The organism is Acinetobacter sp. V102_4 (assembly GCF_031799005.1).
In the GTDB taxonomy this organism is placed as follows: Bacteria; Pseudomonadota; Gammaproteobacteria; order Pseudomonadales; family Moraxellaceae; genus Acinetobacter; species Acinetobacter calcoaceticus.
Map to the genome: position 1 here is coordinate 118,246 of NZ_JAVQNR010000028.1, position 17,954 is coordinate 136,199.

Below are 17,954 nucleotides of genomic sequence, written 5' to 3' on the forward strand. Positions count from 1 at the left end.
ACAAATGCTTAAGCAGAACTACAAAACTTTATAATTTAAGTTCTTGAATCAGCTGTTTAAATTCCAATCCCAACTTAGAGTGTGCAATACCATAGTGTAGTACAGCTTTCAAATAGCCAAGCTTGCTGCCACAGTCAAAAGTTTGGCCTTGCATCCGATAGGCTTCAACGGTATCAGTTTCTTGAAGCATCGCAATAGCATCAGTTAACTGTATTTCATTGCCCGCACCTTTGGGTGTATTTTCCAAAAGCTGCATAATCTTAGCAGGTAAAATATAACGCCCCACCACGGATAAATTAGAAGGCGCAGAACCTATAGCAGGCTTTTCGATAATTCCCTGCATAGCAATACTTTCACCCTCATTCGGGCTCTGCTTCACATCAACAATTCCATATTGATCTACAAGATGATCTGGTACTGCCTCAACCATGATTTGAGCAGCTTGACTTGCTTCATAGCGAGCAATCATACGCGATAGATCATTTTTCCCTGAGTTATCTTGAACCAATACATCTGGTAACAACACAGCAAAATCATCTTGCCCAACAATACTTTTTGCACATAAAACAGCATGCCCCAAACCCAAAGGTTGAGGCTGCCTTACACTTACCACACTCACATGAGATGGAATAATCTGTGTAATTTCTTCAAGTAAATCGAACTTTTTCTTTTGCTCTAGAGTCGTTTCTAATTCAAAGTTTCGATCAAAATAATTTTCAATTGATGCCTTAGATGAATGAGTTACCAAAATAATTTGCTCAATTCCAGCCTCTACAGCTTCACGCACTACATATTCAATTGCAGGACGATCTACCACTGTGACCATTTCTTTGGGAATTGACTTACTTGCTGGTAAAAAACGTGTACCTAATCCAGCTACAGGTAAAACTGCCTTTTTAATCACAGATTCACTCTCTAATTAACCATAATATCTTTACTACGTTTATAACCATCGACATAGTACTCGAGTTGACAAAGAGCCCAATCAATATCTTTTTGAACCGCAGTCATATTATTAACCCGCTCAAAAACTTCTTGAATCTCTGTAAGAGGATAAAACTTTTCAAATGATCGAAGAATTCTACTGTGCTCGGTGTATTCAGTATTTTCTTGATCAATTAATAATTCTTCATAAAGTTTTTCACCTGGGCGCAATCCGCTGTAGTGAATTGCGATATCCCCTTGCTCTGAGTCTTGTTCACGCACAGTTAGACCACTTAAAGAAATCATTTGTCGAGCTAAATCCTGAATACGGACAGGTTCACCCATATCAAGTAAAAAGACATCTCCACCTTTACCTAGGGCACCAGCTTGAATAACTAACTGAGATGCTTCAGGAATCGTCATGAAGTAGCGCGTTACATCTGGATGAGTCACAGTAATAGGACCACCTTTTGCAATCTGATTTTTAAATAAGGGAACTACAGAGCCTGAAGACCCTAATACATTACCAAAACGTACAATACTAATTTGAGTCCGTTGCTGGGCTTCAGCCATTGCCTGACAATAAAGTTCGGCCATGCGTTTTGATGCACCCATAACATTGGTCGGACGTACTGCTTTATCAGTCGAAATTAAAACGAATGTCTCAACACCCTTTTTCACAGCTGCATTTAAACTATTCGCTGTTCCAATCGCATTGTTCTTGAGGCCAGCAATAGGGTTACATTCTACTAAAGGTACATGTTTATAGGCAGCGGCATGATAAACAGTCTGTACACTATATTGCTCAATAATACGCTCTAATTTTTGTTGATCCTGAACAGTACCTAAAATTGGAACAATCTCACATTGAGCGCTTAGACGTAATTCTCTATCTATGCTGTAAAGAGCAAATTCTGTAATTTCATAAATGATCAACATTTTAGGTTGATTTTTAATAATTTGTCGACATAACTCCGAGCCAATAGAACCACCGGCACCTGTTACCATTACGATTTTATTATGAATATTTTTTGCAAGTAGATGATCTACAGGTGGTACTGGGTCACGTCCCAATAAATCAACAATGTCTACTTCACGAATATCAGCAACTTTTAGTTCACCATCAACCAGCTGAGTAAGGCCAGGAAGTTCCGTAATTTTAAGATGTGCAGGTTCTAACTGTTGAATAATTTCACTTTTGCGTACGCGACCTACTGAAGGTAATGCTAATAAAATTTCATCAGTTTTATATTTTTCAAAACGTTGTAAAGCTTTTTCTAAAGATAGTACTTTCAAACCGCCAACCATATGGTCTTGCAAAGAACTATTATCATCAATGAAGAAGACAGGTAAATGGTTGCCAGAACGATAAAGCACAGCTGCAATTTGCTGACCAGCATCACCTGCGCCATAAATTGCTATACGCTTTCTCTCTTCCCCTGTGAGTAATGCAGACTTTACAATAAAACGGATAAATGCACGGCTACACCAAACCCAACTAAACATTAAGAAACCAAACATCAATGGAATTGATGTTGGAACAAAAGCGGTGGAGAAAGCTGGCAGGCTATATAAAACGATAACCATTAGCGCAACAGCGATAGCTAGTTTTGCAATAAAGGCTTCATTAAATGTGCGTACAATAAACCGATATACTCCTGTTACCATTAAACTTAAAATAGCAACAATGGTAACAAGCGCTACTCCATAGTTAATGCCTGAAATAACTTCAACACCTAAGTCAAATAAACGCAGGGCATAACATAGCCATAAAATAACAGGAAAAGCAAAAAGGTCGATAAGAACCAAAAAACATTGTTTGGTGAGTCTTGGCGCAGACGCAAACTGATAAATAATCTTTTTCACAATACTCTTCTAATCGTTCTACGAACCCTGCGGTATTTATACTCATTTCTAGTTCAACTAGAAATAAATTTTACGCATCGGTTACAAACTCTATGTCAAACCATAATTCACTATACTTCATTATAAAGTATAAATTTACAATCTCTTAGGTATTCAAGTAAGGACTTTTGTCCAAAATTTATTTAATGAGCAAATATACTTCCCGCTGGGGCAAACTCAAAAGCAGCAAGACTCTTACCACCCGTCACTTTTACTCCAACACTCAAATGTGCAAATTGGCCAATTGTCACATCATGATCAATAGCCGTTCCCATGTTAATAATTACACCATCAGCAATATCAGCTTCTACACCAATAATACATCCAGCCATAATGCTTACACCACTTCCTAGCCGAGCGGAAGAACTAATAATTGCTGAGGGGTGGATCACAGTCGCTAATGGGATACCTGCTTCTTGTAATAACTGGAACCATTGTTGACGTACCATATTATTCCCTACTGCTGGAATAGCAGCTGAGACTTTTAAAGATGCTTCAACCAAACGTTTCATATTACTCAATATAGGGTATCCATAAAACTCCGTTTTTTCAGGCCAAGCATCATCTGCAAAAACGATATTACTCCATTTCCCAGATAAATAGGCTGCTTCCGCAACTGACTTACCATGCCCACCTGCACCCAAAATTAATAAAGTACTTTCATTGCTCATGTTCCGTCTTCCCTGCATTAAAATAGATGGCTAGAACAATTAAAGGAAAATAAGCGATAGCAATAATAAGCTCTGGCATCATGGCTTTAGTAGCGGCTAGGTAAGCCATAGGCAATAACCATACTAAGTTTATTGTAAGTACACCTAAGGTTGCTTTTGTATGGCTTTGATACTTTCTAGAAGCATATTGATATGCGTGACTTCTATGGGCATCATACATTTTATGTCCATTCAAAATTCTTCGAATCAGGGTAAAAGTCGCATCTACAATAAAAACTCCTAAACAAATAATCCATGCACAAAATAATGCTGTATCCTGTTTAAGTGCATACAAAGCCCAGATACCTAAAACTAACCCTAAAAAGCCGCTACAGGCGTCGCCCATAAATATCTTAGCTTTTGGAAAATTCCATAACATAAATCCGAACACTGTGGCAGCCATTAAGCATAGCACCTGATTATTCACTATTGGATATAATATCCAATATATCAAAGCCATACTTAAAACTGATGTAATAGCCTCTATACTGGCTATTCCATTAATACCATCCATAAAGTTATATAAATTTAATAACCATACTAAAAAGAGTACAGCAATAATATTTGCAATAAAGCCTAATTTTAAATCATTAAAAATAGTAACTTCAGTAAAACCACCTAAAGCAATCACTACCCCAATTGCAACTAAAAAATGAATTGCCAACCGGACCAAAGCATTAATATGACCATGATCATCTAAAAAGCCCAATAATGCGATGATAAATCCTGCAACAATTACAATTATACCGATAGAGGGTGTTAAAGATCCTAAGTAAATCAGTCCAGCCAAACCTAAGAGATAACTTATTACTACAGCGACCCCACCACCACGAGGTGTTGGCATAGTATGGGAACTACGTTCATTAGGATTATCAATAATATTTTTTTTGAGGGCATATTGTCTCATATACCCAGTTAAAGAAAACGCAGCTAAAAAACCGACAATTATTAGCAAAAAAATCGACATGCTTTACTCACTTAACTTTAGTGTACTTATTGCCAGCATTTTGTAGGGCTGATTCTGCACTTAGTGGCGGTTGCCAGCCTAACAATGTTCTTGCTTTTGATGCATCTACCTCTAATGAACCAAAAAGCTGTTCATACAATTTTATTTTCCCTACTCCTAACGCTCCCAATTTCATCACCAAATTAGGAATATAGATCAAGTTCGCTTTTTTGTGCATACCTTGTCTTAAATAGGTCACCAATTGTTTAGTAGATAAACTTTCATTATCAGAAATTAAAAATAATTCATTTTTAGCTAATGGATGAGTAATACAGCACTCAATAAAATTAACTAAATTTTCAAGTGCTACAAATGAACGTTTATTATTTACACCAACAAATGGTAAAGGAATATTTGTAGACGCTAGTTTTATGAAACGTGCAAAATTTCCTGGCGCATGAGCAGCATAAATCAAAGGTGGTCGAATAATTACTAATTCTGTTTCAGTACCTTCAAAAATTTTCTGAAGTGCTACCTCTGCTTCTAACTTAGATACAGCATAATCAGCATGAGGTTGGGGTACATCCTGCTCACTAAATGCTTTTCCATTTGTACTTGAACCATTAACGCCAATTGAACTAATAAAAATAAATCGCTTTACTTTATTCTCTAAAGCCTCTTTAGCAAGTTGCAAAGTACCTTCAACATTAACCCTCCTGAACTCTTGTAAGGGATCATCCACTTTCTCGTTTAATATATGAGCTCGGCCAGCTAAATGAATAACTACATCGATTTTCTCTGGAAAAGTAACCGAGAAAGGGGCTGAATCAGAGTCATGTATAATTTGATGAACCTTATCTGGTAAATTACGATCAACACGTCTAGCTAGGGTAAATAATTTATCTTCTCGATTTATTAGTACTTGCATTAAAGCTTGACCTACAAACCCTGTACTACCTGTAACCAAAATTTTCATACAATAATATCCTTCAGAATTTATATCATTCGTCTGATTTCAGTGATAAGGATTATTCAAACAAAGTATGTTCTAGCTTTAATGCCAAGGCTTTATAGTCGTATAAATCTTTTACATATTTACGTCCATTTTCACCCATCACCATTCTGTCTGATTCGGGTATAGCAGCCAACTTTTCAATAGTACCAACGAGTTCATCCGTATTTTCTGGAGTAACTTCATAACCTGCACCAGCATCTGATACAGGCTTATACTTTCCTGAATCAATAGCATATATTACGGGTTTTCCAGCATATAAATAGTCAAACAGTTTATTAGGTGAAACACCAAATCTAAATAAAGGGTCCTTTTTTAATCCGATATAGCAAGCTCCAAATTTATTAAGCATACTTTGGATCTGTGTTTTCGGAATAGGATCAATAAAAGTCACATTAGATAATTGATGATCAGCAACCTGTTGTTGCAAAACCTCTTTATATTCACCTTTTCCAACTATTGCAAAATGAATATCAGTTCTATCTTGTAGTTGTATAGCGGCACCAATAAGATTTTGTAAGCAATTTGCAATACCAATACTACCAGTATAGCCAACAATAAACTTATTTTCAGGAAGTTGCTTTTCGATATTATTGGGCAAAGCTTCTTTAGTTGCTACCTCTTTACTAGAGAAACCATTTGGAATCCAATAAAATTTTTGAGGATCTAGGCCTCTTGAAACCATATGATCTACAGCATTTTTTAGATTAGAAATTACTTTATGAGATTTTCGATAAGCTCGATCTTCTACCCATTGCAAAAAGCGAACAAAGGGATGAGAGGAAGAATAACCTCCTATTTCTATTAAACTTAAAGGCCAAATATCACGCACTTCAAAAATTAAAGGAACTTTATTCTTTTTAGCTAAGCGCTCTGCTCCTAAAAAACCGACTAGACTCAAAGAAGAATATAAAATGACATCTGGTTTATCTTTAATAACTTTATTTAAGCCTGTTATTTTCCAGCCAAATTCAAACCAATTTAAAACACGTCTTTTGCTAGTAGACTTTTGATAAACTGGTGTTTTCAGCCATAAAAATTTGAAATTATCACTAAACTCTTCAAATTTATAGTCCCCATCAAAAGAGACGGGGTTACTTTGACTATGGGTGTATGAAGCAGATACTACATACACCTTATATCCTAAATCAGCAAGCTCCTGAGCCAAATAATAATGTCGCCCAATAAATCCTGTATTGGGCGTTGATGCGTATTGATTGATAATCCAAATTGTTTTTTTTTGACTCATAACATTACATACTAGCTAAAATATTAACAATATTTTGTGAGGCCTTTCCGCCACCATACAAATTAAATGGGTCTTCAATATTCTTATGAAGCATTGATTGTGTAAACTCAATAATTTTTTGAGTGTCAGCCCCTGCCAAAACATTTACACCATTTTCAATAAGTTCAACCCATTCAGTTTGATCTCGCATAGTAATACATGGCTTTTTAAAAAAGAAAGCTTCTTTCTGTACACCACCACTATCAGAGACCACAGCACTACAATGTTTGAGTAACCAGATCATTTCTAAATATCCTACTGGCTCAAGTACAATCATCTCAAGCTTCAACCCAAGAGATTTCACCACTTTTTGTGTACGTGGATGGAGCGGTAATACAACAGGCTGTATATGATGGTGAATAAAATTTAAAGCTTCAATAATTGCTTTTAAACGCTCTGGTACATCCGTATTTTCAGCCCTATGTAAGGTAGCTACAATAAAACCAGTTTCTGGAATGTTAACTAATACTTCACTTTTTACTGCACGCTCAGCAAAGAACATAGATGAATCTTGCATGACATCACCTACATTTAGAACTTTTACTGGTTTAGCATTAAAGCCTTCATTATTAAGGTTTTTCACTGCTGTCTCAGTAGGACAAAATAAAATATCACTCACCTGATCAGTTAAAATACGGTTAATTTCTTCCGGCATTTTCATATTAAAACTACGTAATCCGGCTTCAATATGTGCAACAGGAATATGTAGTTTCGCAGCAGCCAATGCACCTGCCAATGTAGAGTTAGTGTCACCATAAACCATTAAACGATCGGGCTTTTCTTCTAAGCAAATTTTTTCAATCGCTTCAAGCATTCGCCCAGTCATGGCACCATGGCTACTACTGTTAATATCTAATTGATAATCTGGTTTAGGAATTCCTAACTGATCAAAAAAGATATTTGACATATTTTCATCAAAATGCTGTCCAGTATGAATAATTTTTTCCTGTAATCCTGAACTTTGCTGGATTGCAGCTGAAACTACACTCGCTTTAATAAACTGTGGTCGCGCACCAATAACTGTTAAGATTTTCATATCTTATATCTCACCACAATGTATCTTCAATTTGAAAAAAAATTAAAATCGTCATTTTTCTAACCTCGTTATAGCTTCAATAAAACCAACTACTTACGATTATTTTTTTGCAAAACTTTTTTTTCTAAAAAATCAATTATTTTCTGACACGCAGTACCATCACCATAAGGATTATGCGCCTCTGCCATTTTAGTATAAATTTGATTATCCTCTAGTAACTCACCTACACAAGTTACAATTCTCTCAATATCTGTACCTACCAACCGTACTGTACCAGCTTCTACTGCTTCTGGCCTTTCAGTCGTGTCACGCATCACAAGTACTGGTTTACCTAAAGAAGGAGCCTCTTCCTGAACTCCTCCAGAATCCGTTAGAATTAAATAACTACGATTCATTAAATAAATAAATGGTAAATAATCTTGGGGTGGAATAAGAAAAATATTATCAATCCCTGATAACAACTCATTTACAGGTTTCTGTACATTGGGATTTAAATGAACTGGATAGACAATTTGAACATTAGGATATTTTTTCGCCACCCTAACTAATGCTGAACATATATTTAAGAATCCTTGACCAAAGTTTTCACGTCGATGACCAGTTATTAATATTAATTTTTTATTACTATCCAAAAATCTAAATTGGTCCTTATATTTCGCAACTAATTTCTCATCATTCACAATTTTATTATTAACTTGTAATAATGCATCAATAACCGTATTACCTGTAACAGTAATATGTAATGGATCTATATTCTCTTTTATAAGATTATTATAAGATGATTGAGTAGGTGCAAAATGATAGTTAGCCAAAACTCCAGTTAGCCTACGGTTCGCCTCTTCTGGCCAAGGTGAATATAAATCACCAGTCCTTAATCCTGCTTCAACATGACCAACTTTAATTTTATTGTAATAAGCAGCTAAAGAAGCAGCAAAGGTAGTCGCAGTATCACCATGTACTAAAATTAGATCGGGCATCCATTTTATAAACACTTGTTCTAAACCATTTAAAACCCCTGAAGTTACATCAGATAAGGTTTGTTGTGACTTCATCAAATTAAGGTCAAAATCTGGTTTTAAGGCAAATAAATTTAATACTTGATCTAGCATCTGACGATGTTGCCCAGTTACACATACCTTCGTATCAAAGTTTACATTTTGTTGTAACTGCAATATTAGAGGAGCCATTTTAATGGCTTCAGGTCTCGTTCCAAATACACATAAAATTTTCATAATAGGACAACAAGTTATGACAAAATAAAGTTAAGTTCTTTCAAAGCTAATTTCTCTGGATTAAACCTTTCAATTTGTTCAAAATTATCCAAAGGTACTAAATCAAAATCATTAATCTTTTGATTTGAGAAAAAATCATTTGGGATAAAGTAAACATTAGAAAAGCCATCTAACATTTCATGACATATTTTTAAATCTGAAACTATTGTTGGAATACCATAACTAGCCATTTCACACATCATTACACCTTGAGCATCAAGTCGAGTTGGCATTACAGCCCCTCTATAATTATCCAACAAATCAGGTATCTCACTTTGTGCTACGAATTTATCAATATGACGAACATTCTTAGGAAGACTATTATGTAAGAAATAATCTCCTTTACCATAAATATCAAAAGTAAAATCTGGATTTACTTTTGCTAAGGCAACTACTAAATCGACAGCATATTTTGAACCATTCAATGGTCTAATTGTAATAAAATCTGAGAATTCATGAGTTTTTTTATAACTATAATGTCGATTATAAAAAGAATAATTTATAGGATTATAAACTACCGCTTCTTTTGAAAAATAATTAATATTTAAGCATTTATGTGCTTGTGCTTTCATCCACTCACTTACATACATAAGAGAAACTTTGTTTGCTTTTAAAAAGCATTTAATTGCTTTTAATTTAATATGATCATACAACCACCTTAACATTGAAGATTCATTATTTCTCTCCCATGAATAAGGTTTAGGATAATATTTATTTAAAAATAAAACTTCATGACCATGAAATACAAATACAATTTTTTTAATTTTTGAATAATTTCTTAACATTAACAACAAATGATTTCTCAAGTTCGGTGCATGGGAAACTACTGCATCAAATTGATCAAAATTTAGATTAATTTTAGGAGATATTACATTAATACCTTCATACTCATAGCTATTATTTGCACTAAAGTTTAATACTGTTACTTTAATATTATTTTTTATATACTCTAAATTTCGACTATGAATAAATGCTAAACTATAAACGTTATTTGGACTCGGATAAGATTGAGCCAAAACTAGTATATTTTTCACAAAAAACTCCTTAAGTAATTGAGCTAACCACTTGAAAATCTGATACAACTTTTTTCACTCGAGCAACCCAAGTCTCATTTTTACTAATTTTCTGAACATTTATCATCTTCTCGTGAATTTCAGAATATGTTACTCCTTTTAAAAAAAGAGTAAGTGCTTCAAGGTTATAATCTATAGCCCATCCAATATTATTATTATGTACAAAATCACCAACTAATGTATTACTACAACAAAGAATAGGTTTATTTCTACCTATATATTCATATAGTTTAAATGGAACAGCAAACTCCCAATAATCTTTAGGCTCAACAAATAAAACACATATATCAGTTTGCTCATATAATATATCAAGGCCTTTTGAATTTTCATGAACAATTTGGATGTTTTTAGAGAACTCACCATATTCTTCTTTTACTTTGAGCCAATCATTTTCTCTAGTACAAACTGTGAGTTGAATATTACCTATAAGGTTTAACACTTGAAATAAATAATGCAGTTTATATCCTTCACCAATACCGCCTACATATAAAAGCTTTAATGGTGCTGATACAAGGGTATGACATGAATATGAATAAAAGTCATGAGCAGGAGGAAGAACATTAATCTTATCTTGATCAATAAAATTTATATACTTAGCCATCTGCCAGGATGGAAGATAAAAAATATCTATATATTCATTATATTTTTTTAAATCAAAATAATAAAAAAATAATGCAAGTTGCTTTTTATACCAAGGAAGCCCTTTACCATAGTGGTCAAATTTCCAATGTATATCACGATAGAATAACCCTATTTTAATATTATTATTTTTTAAAAATTTAAAAAAATTAAAATCTAAAAAGGGGCTTAAGGGCAAATGATGAGGATCTGTTAAGGCCGTAGGCATAGTAGAACTCTCAGAGTATACAAAACTATACTGATGTCCATTTTTTATTTTTCTTTTAATTTCATTTATTGCCAAACGGCGTTCTCTTGAGTATCCAGTAACTAAGTCTACATTATATCCCAAATCACGAAAAGCTTGTAAAATTTTAATAGGCCGAATACCACTTGCAGATTTAGCATTTAAATCAAGCGGGAATGGGCAATGAAAAATAATATTTAAATTATTCATGGTTATCTATTAACTCTTAATTTTACAAAAAGAACTATACCAAATATAAGTACTATTGAAATAAATAATACTGGATTATAAAAGAAATCATTAACCCCCCCAGTAATAGGTAACTTACATGTTAGATATGCGTACACACCCAAAATAACTGGGGTTTTTCTTGAATATATAATACCTGAGTATATAACTTGGATTAAAAAACCTACCCAAATTACAGACAAGATGACACCAATTAAACCAAAATTAGCCCATGCTTCTGCTACAAAAAGCGTATTTACAACACCTGCTGTCCCATCAGATATACCTTGAGAATTCACACTAAGCATAATTTCTCTAGCCATACGTTCTCTTGACTCACCAAACAAATCTGTAAGTGAAGAAAAGCCAATATGATCGTATACCACAGGGTATAAATCAAAAGCTAAATATGTTCCAAATGCTTGTGAAATTGTTAGTCGACCAACAAGACCAGAGTTATAAGAGTTAAATAACGAAATAACTGTATCTTGATAACCAGTCAAAATATAGAATATGACAAGTAATCCTAAAATAGCTATAAAATATTTTAGAAGTTTAATATAGTTTATATTATCTCCCAGTGAAATTTTTATAAAAAAGAATCCTAAAAGATAAAATGCCAATGGGGATTTAGCATAATCAAAGGACACTATTGCTATACTGGACAATAATAAAACTACAAAAAAAACAAGATCAATTTTTTCTTTGTATAAGCGATAGTAACAATAAAATATATAAGATAATATAGGGGTTAGTGCTAGGCCAAAAATGTTTTTTAAATATACAATTCCACCAAACTCCCTGGTTACACTTTGTCTTAGACCACTGATATTCCCTCCTGATATATACCCTTGAAATGGATACATCCCAACACTAAAAAAGGAATAAAAAACAGATAACACGCAAATAATACTAAATAAATAAAATATTCTTCTTAAAGCAAGATCTTTTGTTGTTATACACGAAGTTAACCTTTTACTAATAAATGAATTCCATGCTCCCTTATTACTGACTCTTTTCTTAAAGAAAATTAAAGTAATCCACATAGATAACGGCAATGCAACCATACAATATTGGACAGCAAGCCATCCTTGGACTCTAGACTCTTCAAAATATATTTTTTGTACGCCGTAGTGACCATCAACATTATAAACCACTAATATGGATGCAATAAACGACTGAATAACAAGAGAATACCAAAAAACCCATGAGATCATATTCATTTTCTTAGGGCTTAGTGCCCCCGATGCTCGGTAGAAAAAATAAGCAGAAAAAACTAGGCATATTAAAGAAAAAAGCAAATACATTATCCCTACTTCTCCTCTTTATGTTTTAAACAAGCCAGAATAACAATCATATAAATAGTGTAAAATAGAAACCCGGATAAAACATAATATACAAGAATACCTTTATTAAAATATGAAGCCACCATCAGCAGCAATATTACACGAACAAAAAAACCGAATATTTGTAAAAATAAGGCTATTTTTTGCTTCCCAACTATATGTAAAGACATCGATACCGGCGATGATAATATTTGCATAAAATACCAAGGGACCATGGCGGAAATATAATATCCAACACTAGCCCACTCTTTTCCAAATATATAACCAAATATATAAGGGCTAATTATTAACAATATTAAAAATGGCAGAATCACTAATTTTAATATTTTTTTTAGAATACTTATCGTGTATTCAAATAACTCACCCTTCTGATAGTAGGTAGGAGCATGTGATAAATACACTTGGGACATTGCGGAACCTATAAGTCCCATAGGAATACCTAAGACCTTCATAGCAAGCATTAAATAGCCTACTTCTGGTCCCACTAAAAAACTTGCAATAAGAATTAAAGGGAGTTGGATAGCACTTGTGTTGGCTAAAGCCTCAAATGTCGAATATTTAGGAAAATCTTGATATTTATGTAATACTACTTTTAATTCAGTATACTTTTTAACTTGCATAACATCTTTATAAGTGCTATAGCCTAGCTTTAGTAACCCTCCACTAAAGCTAAATAGTTGGCCTAAAATGAGCCCCCAAAACCCACCAGTAAAAAAACCAACGGACAAACTTGCCCCATTATTACAAATAGCTTGTGTCATTCTAGTTTGAGCAATATCTTTAAATCGTTTTCTACGTGTAGACCAATATTGTAATGCCGAATATAACCCCGATAAAAAGACACCTAAAGGAACAAACCATATCCATATAGATAATTTTTTAATAATATAAAAATTCTGTAGAATAGGATTAAGAAAGAATAGTATTAAATATAAAATTAAAACTATAAAAAAGTTAGTTAATAACGAAAGAATAAGTAAAGATTTAGCTTCTTCATCTTTTTCAGGTATAGGTATAGCGATTTCTAGACGCAAGCAAGCAATAACAGACAAAATTGAAACAATAGCAATATATATTCCTAGTACAGCATAATCATCAGGGCTATATAATCGAGTCAGGATAGGTAAACAGATTAAACCTATAAGTTGAGCAAAAGCTGTACCTCCTACTAGAACAGATACAGCTTTTAAAAAGCCTCCTTGAGCATTGAGCTTATTGTTAATCTTTACAAGAAGGCTTTTCACAGTTTAATCAACCTACTAAAGCTTGAACAATTTTCTCTTGCGCTTCAATACTTAAGTAAGGATGCATAGGCAAGCTCATTACTCTTTCAGCAATCGCATCACCTACAGGCAACATTACACTTGTATCAGCTACAGCAGGTTGTTTATTCAGAGGAATTGGGTAGTGCACAGCAGTTGGAATACCCTGTGCTTTTAGTTTTTCTTGTACTTCTGCACGGTTATCAACCTGAATAGTATATTGTGCCCATGCACTCGTATTATGCGATTCAAGATATGGTGTTGTATGGATGCTTGCTTGATTAAATAACTGATTATAAACTTCAGCTACTTTTTGACGTGCATGCATTTCATCATCCAAAATTTCTAATTTTGGTAATAAAATAGCTGCTTGCAAGGTATCTAAACGGCTATTTACACCCACCCGAATATGATGATAACGTTTATCTTGACCATGACGTGCAATCTGGCGAATTACTTTAGCCAACTCGTCATCACTGGTAAAAATAGCTCCACCATCGCCATAACAACCTAATGGCTTACTTGGGAAAAAGCTCGTACAAGCAACCGTACTTAGGTTACAGCTTTTACGGCCCTTATAGGTTGCACCAAAACTCTGTGCAGCATCCTCAATCACAGGAATACCATACTTTGATGCAATCGCATTGATTGCATCAAAGTCAGCACATTGACCATATAAACTTACAGGAATAATGGCTTTGGTCCGAGGGGTAATTGCTGCTTCTAATTTTTCAATGTCTAAATTATAAGTCTTCGGATTTACATCAACATAGACAGGCTTTGCGCCTAATAATGCCACTGTTTCAGCCGTTGCAATATAAGTAAAGCCTGGCGTGATCACTTCATCACCTGGTCCGATACCGAATGCCATTTGTGCAATTTGCAACGCATCTGTCCCATTGGCACAAGTAATGCAATGTTTAGCACCTACATAGGCAGCAAGTTTTTCTTCCAACTCAATTACTTCTGGGCCTAAAATGTACTGACCATGTGTCAATACATTTTGAATACCAGCATCAATTTTATCTTTAATTCGATTTTGCTGTGCTTTTAAATCAATAAAGTCAATCATATTAACCCTGCTTTGTCAGTGTCGTTCCATCAAGTTTATAAACTGCTCCTGTATGTGAACAGATTACTTGAGCTTGTCCTTGCAAAGGAAGGTCAAGCTGCTCACCAAATTCACTCATCCAGCCAATTTGTTTAGCGGGCACCCCAACCATTAGCGCATAAGCTGGTACATCTTTATTTACTACAGCACCAGCCCCCACAAAAGCATAAGCCCCAATGGTAACACCACAAACAATAGTACAGTTTGCCCCAAGCGTAGCGCCCTTTTTCACCAGAGTGTCACGATATTGATCTTTACGCTCAATTAAAGAACGAGGGTTGTAGACGTTAGTAAACACCATGCTTGGGCCACAAAATACACCCTCTTCCAAAAATACATTATCGTAAACCGATACATTATTTTGGACTTTACAATGGTCACCAATTACAACGCGGTTACCAACAAAGACGTTTTGACCTAAAGACACGCCTTTACCGATTTTGGCACCACTACAGACATGAACGAAGTGCCAAACACGTGAGTCTTCACCAATTTGTGCGCCATCATCGACTATGGCAGTTTCATGTTGATAAAAGCTCATGCTTTTTTCACCTTTGCCAATAATGGATGTGGTTTTTCTGGGTTTTCAACAATTGGAGAAACACGGATCACTTCAACTGTTTCAATTGCTGCACGGTTCTCTTCAACACCATAACCTTTACCTTCTAATACACGTTGATAGCTTTGTGTATGTAAATCGGTAAAGCCACCTGAAAACTCAAGCTCTTCATTTTCAATGGTAATACTACGATAAGTCAGCTTTTCACCTTGTACCGCATTTTCTGGCAAGTTATTCGCGTCAATTGACAAGAACCAACGTACGCGCGCACGTTCGTATTCTAAATAGCCCGAAGCAGTTTTCTCATCACGAAAATGCACTTCATTTTTAACGATTTTGCCAAAAATAAAATGCAACATGTCGTAAAAATGCACACCGATATTGGTTGCTACACCACCTGATTTATTGTCCACCCCTTTCCATGATTTTAAATACCATTTACCACGAGAAGTTAAATAAGTAAGGTCAACGTCAAATACTTTATCAGCCGGCGCAGCTTGAACCTTGTCACGCAGTGCGATAATAGATGGGTGCAAACGTAATTGTAAAATTGAGTTTACCTTACCGCCATATTGCTTTTCATATTCAGATAACATATTTAAGTCTTCTGAATTCAGCACTAACGGTTTTTCACAAATGACCTCAATGCCATTTTTCAAAGCATATTTCATATGAGGTGCGTGTAGATAGTTTGGTGAGCAGATCGCTACATAATCCAACTTTTCACCTTTTAGCTTTTGGTCTTCTACATAGGCTTCAAATTCTTCAAACTCAGTAAAAAATTCAGCTTCAGGGAAATGACTATCCATAATTCCCACAGAGTCATTTACATCCATGGCAACAGCTAAAGTATTACCTGTTTCTTTAATAGCTTTTAAATGACGTGGTGCGATATATCCAGCTGCACCAATAAGAGCAAACTTTTTCATAATCAAAACTTCAATTTAATAATAAGATAAAATTAGAGACGGAATACAGTAAAGCCAGCATCCGACATTTCAGTGCGATCAAAAAGGCTCTTAACATCAGCTAACACAGGCTTTTCACCCTTCATATAACTGCGTAATTCGCTTGCTGAAAGTGAACGGAATTCATTGTGACCTACCGCAATAATGACGCTATCTACAGGGTTTTGAACATCAACTTTCCCAAGCTCAATACCATATTCATGTCTAACTTCATCTGCATCTGCCCATGGGTCTGCCACTACAACTTGTGCTCCCCAGAACTCTAGCTCTTTAATAAGATCAGCTACTTTACTATTACGAATATCGGGACAGTTTTCTTTAAAAGTTACTCCGAGTACACCAACTTTTGCACGAGGGACATCAATACCGTTTTGAAGCATCAGTTTAATCGTGTTACGAGCAACATAACGGGCCATATTGTCGTTGATACGACGACCAGCAAGGATCACTTGTGGATGATAACCCACTTCTTCTGCTTTATGAGTCAAATAATATGGATCGACACCAATACAGTGCCCACCTACTAAACCTGGACGGAACGGTAAGAAGTTCCATTTACTACCCGCCGCTTCTAAAACATCTAGAGTGTCAATACCAATACGATCAAAAATTACAGAAAGCTCATTTACTAAAGCAATATTTAAATCACGTTGCGTGTTTTCAATAACTTTGGCAGCCTCTGCAACTTTAATACTAGTTGCTTTGTGAGTACCAGCAGTAATAATGCTTGCGTACACGGCATCTACAGTATCTGCCACTTCAGGAGTACTACCACTGGTAATCTTTTTAATTTTAGTTAGCGTATTAACTTTATCGCCCGGATTAATGCGTTCAGGGCTATAACCAGCAAAGAAGTCTTGGTTAAATTTCAGCCCAGAGACTTTTTCTAAGATTGGAATACAAATTTCTTCTGTAGCACCTGGATATACTGTAGACTCATATACAACAATATCGCCTTTCTTTAAGGCTTGCCCTACAGTCTCACTCGCTTTTCTTAAAGGGGTTAAATCTGGTCGGTTAACCTGATCAACAGGTGTTGGAACAGTTACAATAAAAAAATTACTTTGTTCTAAGTCATCTAAAGTTGCACTAAAACTCAAGTGTTGTGATTGTTGCAGCTCTTCAGGTGTAACTTCTAGAGTATGGTCTTGGCCACTTTTCAATTCATCAATACGTTTTTGATTAATATCAAATCCAATTACCGGCCCTTTTTTTCCAAACTCAACCGCCAATGGCAAGCCTACATAACCTAAACCTATAATCGCTATTCTTAAATCGGCAAGTTGCATAAAAGTTAGCCTTATTCCTTACAAATTGTATATATTAAATAATGATACATGTTGACCGAATATCGTCGTGCGTAACTATATCAGTTTTTTTTTATTAACCGTAATTCAATTGTATAAAAGTGTTTACAGTTCTTAAGTTGTGTTAAGACAACCTAACTAGT

At 34.8% G+C, this 17,954-nt stretch carries 16 protein-coding genes; all 16 read right to left on the bottom strand.

The features are described from left to right. Positions 1 to 28: 28 nt before the first annotated feature. Positions 29 to 904, bottom strand: coding sequence for a UTP--glucose-1-phosphate uridylyltransferase GalU (gene galU / locus RMB13_RS01185; RefSeq protein ID WP_311084180.1), 876 nt, complete (start codon positions 902 to 904; stop codon positions 29 to 31). 11 nt (positions 905 to 915) lie between these two features. Beyond that, a complete protein-coding gene (locus RMB13_RS01190; RefSeq protein WP_311084181.1) occupies positions 916 to 2,790 on the bottom strand; it encodes a nucleoside-diphosphate sugar epimerase/dehydratase in 1,875 nt (624 codons plus the stop codon). Between the two features lie 182 nt (positions 2,791 to 2,972). Next, positions 2,973 to 3,500 carry an acetyltransferase gene (locus RMB13_RS01195; RefSeq protein WP_311084182.1) on the bottom strand — a complete coding sequence of 176 codons (528 nt, stop codon included), beginning with the start codon at positions 3,498 to 3,500 and terminating at the stop codon, positions 2,973 to 2,975. After that, positions 3,490 to 4,506 (bottom strand): glycosyltransferase family 4 protein, encoded by a 1,017-nt coding sequence (locus tag RMB13_RS01200; RefSeq protein ID WP_311084183.1) that lies wholly within the window; start codon positions 4,504 to 4,506, stop codon positions 3,490 to 3,492. Before RMB13_RS01200 ends, RMB13_RS01195 begins: the two co-directional genes overlap by 11 nt. A gap of 7 nt (positions 4,507 to 4,513) precedes the next feature. Further along, positions 4,514 to 5,461: an NAD-dependent epimerase/dehydratase family protein gene (locus RMB13_RS01205; protein ID WP_307013116.1), complete on the bottom strand. Its 948-nt coding sequence runs from the start codon at positions 5,459 to 5,461 to the stop codon at positions 4,514 to 4,516. Between the two features lie 52 nt (positions 5,462 to 5,513). After that, on the bottom strand, positions 5,514 to 6,746 hold the full coding sequence (locus RMB13_RS01210) for a glycosyltransferase family 4 protein (RefSeq protein ID WP_311084184.1): 1,233 nt from the start codon (positions 6,744 to 6,746) through the stop codon (positions 5,514 to 5,516). A 4-nt stretch (positions 6,747 to 6,750) separates the two neighbouring features. After that, positions 6,751 to 7,821: a non-hydrolyzing UDP-N-acetylglucosamine 2-epimerase gene (wecB, locus tag RMB13_RS01215; RefSeq protein ID WP_311084185.1), complete on the bottom strand. Its 1,071-nt coding sequence runs from the start codon at positions 7,819 to 7,821 to the stop codon at positions 6,751 to 6,753. 89 nt (positions 7,822 to 7,910) lie between these two features. Next, positions 7,911 to 9,056 (bottom strand): non-hydrolyzing UDP-N-acetylglucosamine 2-epimerase, encoded by a 1,146-nt coding sequence (gene wecB / locus RMB13_RS01220; RefSeq protein WP_311084214.1) that lies wholly within the window; start codon positions 9,054 to 9,056, stop codon positions 7,911 to 7,913. A gap of 11 nt (positions 9,057 to 9,067) precedes the next feature. After that, the gene (locus RMB13_RS01225) at positions 9,068 to 10,126 is read right to left on the bottom strand and encodes a glycosyltransferase (protein ID WP_311084186.1); all 1,059 of its coding nucleotides are present in this window, start codon (positions 10,124 to 10,126) and stop codon (positions 9,068 to 9,070) included. 10 nt (positions 10,127 to 10,136) lie between these two features. Continuing rightward, entirely contained in the window at positions 10,137 to 11,240 is a 1,104-nt protein-coding gene (locus tag RMB13_RS01230) for a hypothetical protein (RefSeq protein WP_311084187.1), read from the bottom strand. A gap of 2 nt (positions 11,241 to 11,242) precedes the next feature. Further along, positions 11,243 to 12,475, bottom strand: a complete 1,233-nt coding sequence (locus RMB13_RS01235) for a hypothetical protein (protein WP_311084188.1) — start codon at positions 12,473 to 12,475, stop codon at positions 11,243 to 11,245. A 95-nt stretch (positions 12,476 to 12,570) separates the two neighbouring features. Beyond that, on the bottom strand, positions 12,571 to 13,848 hold the full coding sequence (locus RMB13_RS01240; RefSeq protein WP_311084189.1) for an oligosaccharide flippase family protein: 1,278 nt from the start codon (positions 13,846 to 13,848) through the stop codon (positions 12,571 to 12,573). A 7-nt stretch (positions 13,849 to 13,855) separates the two neighbouring features. Then, on the bottom strand, positions 13,856 to 14,938 hold the full coding sequence (locus tag RMB13_RS01245) for a DegT/DnrJ/EryC1/StrS aminotransferase family protein (protein ID WP_307013100.1): 1,083 nt from the start codon (positions 14,936 to 14,938) through the stop codon (positions 13,856 to 13,858). Position 14,939: 1 nt separating this feature from the next. Further along, positions 14,940 to 15,518, bottom strand: a complete 579-nt coding sequence (wbpD, locus tag RMB13_RS01250; RefSeq protein ID WP_307013098.1) for a UDP-2-acetamido-3-amino-2,3-dideoxy-D-glucuronate N-acetyltransferase — start codon at positions 15,516 to 15,518, stop codon at positions 14,940 to 14,942. Continuing rightward, positions 15,515 to 16,465, bottom strand: a complete 951-nt coding sequence (locus RMB13_RS01255; protein WP_307013095.1) for a Gfo/Idh/MocA family protein — start codon at positions 16,463 to 16,465, stop codon at positions 15,515 to 15,517. The genes wbpD and RMB13_RS01255 overlap by 4 nt, the downstream gene beginning before the upstream one ends. Positions 16,466 to 16,497: 32 nt before the next feature. Then, positions 16,498 to 17,793, bottom strand: a complete 1,296-nt coding sequence (gene tviB / locus RMB13_RS01260; RefSeq protein ID WP_311084190.1) for a Vi polysaccharide biosynthesis UDP-N-acetylglucosamine C-6 dehydrogenase TviB — start codon at positions 17,791 to 17,793, stop codon at positions 16,498 to 16,500. Positions 17,794 to 17,954: the final 161 nt, after the last annotated feature.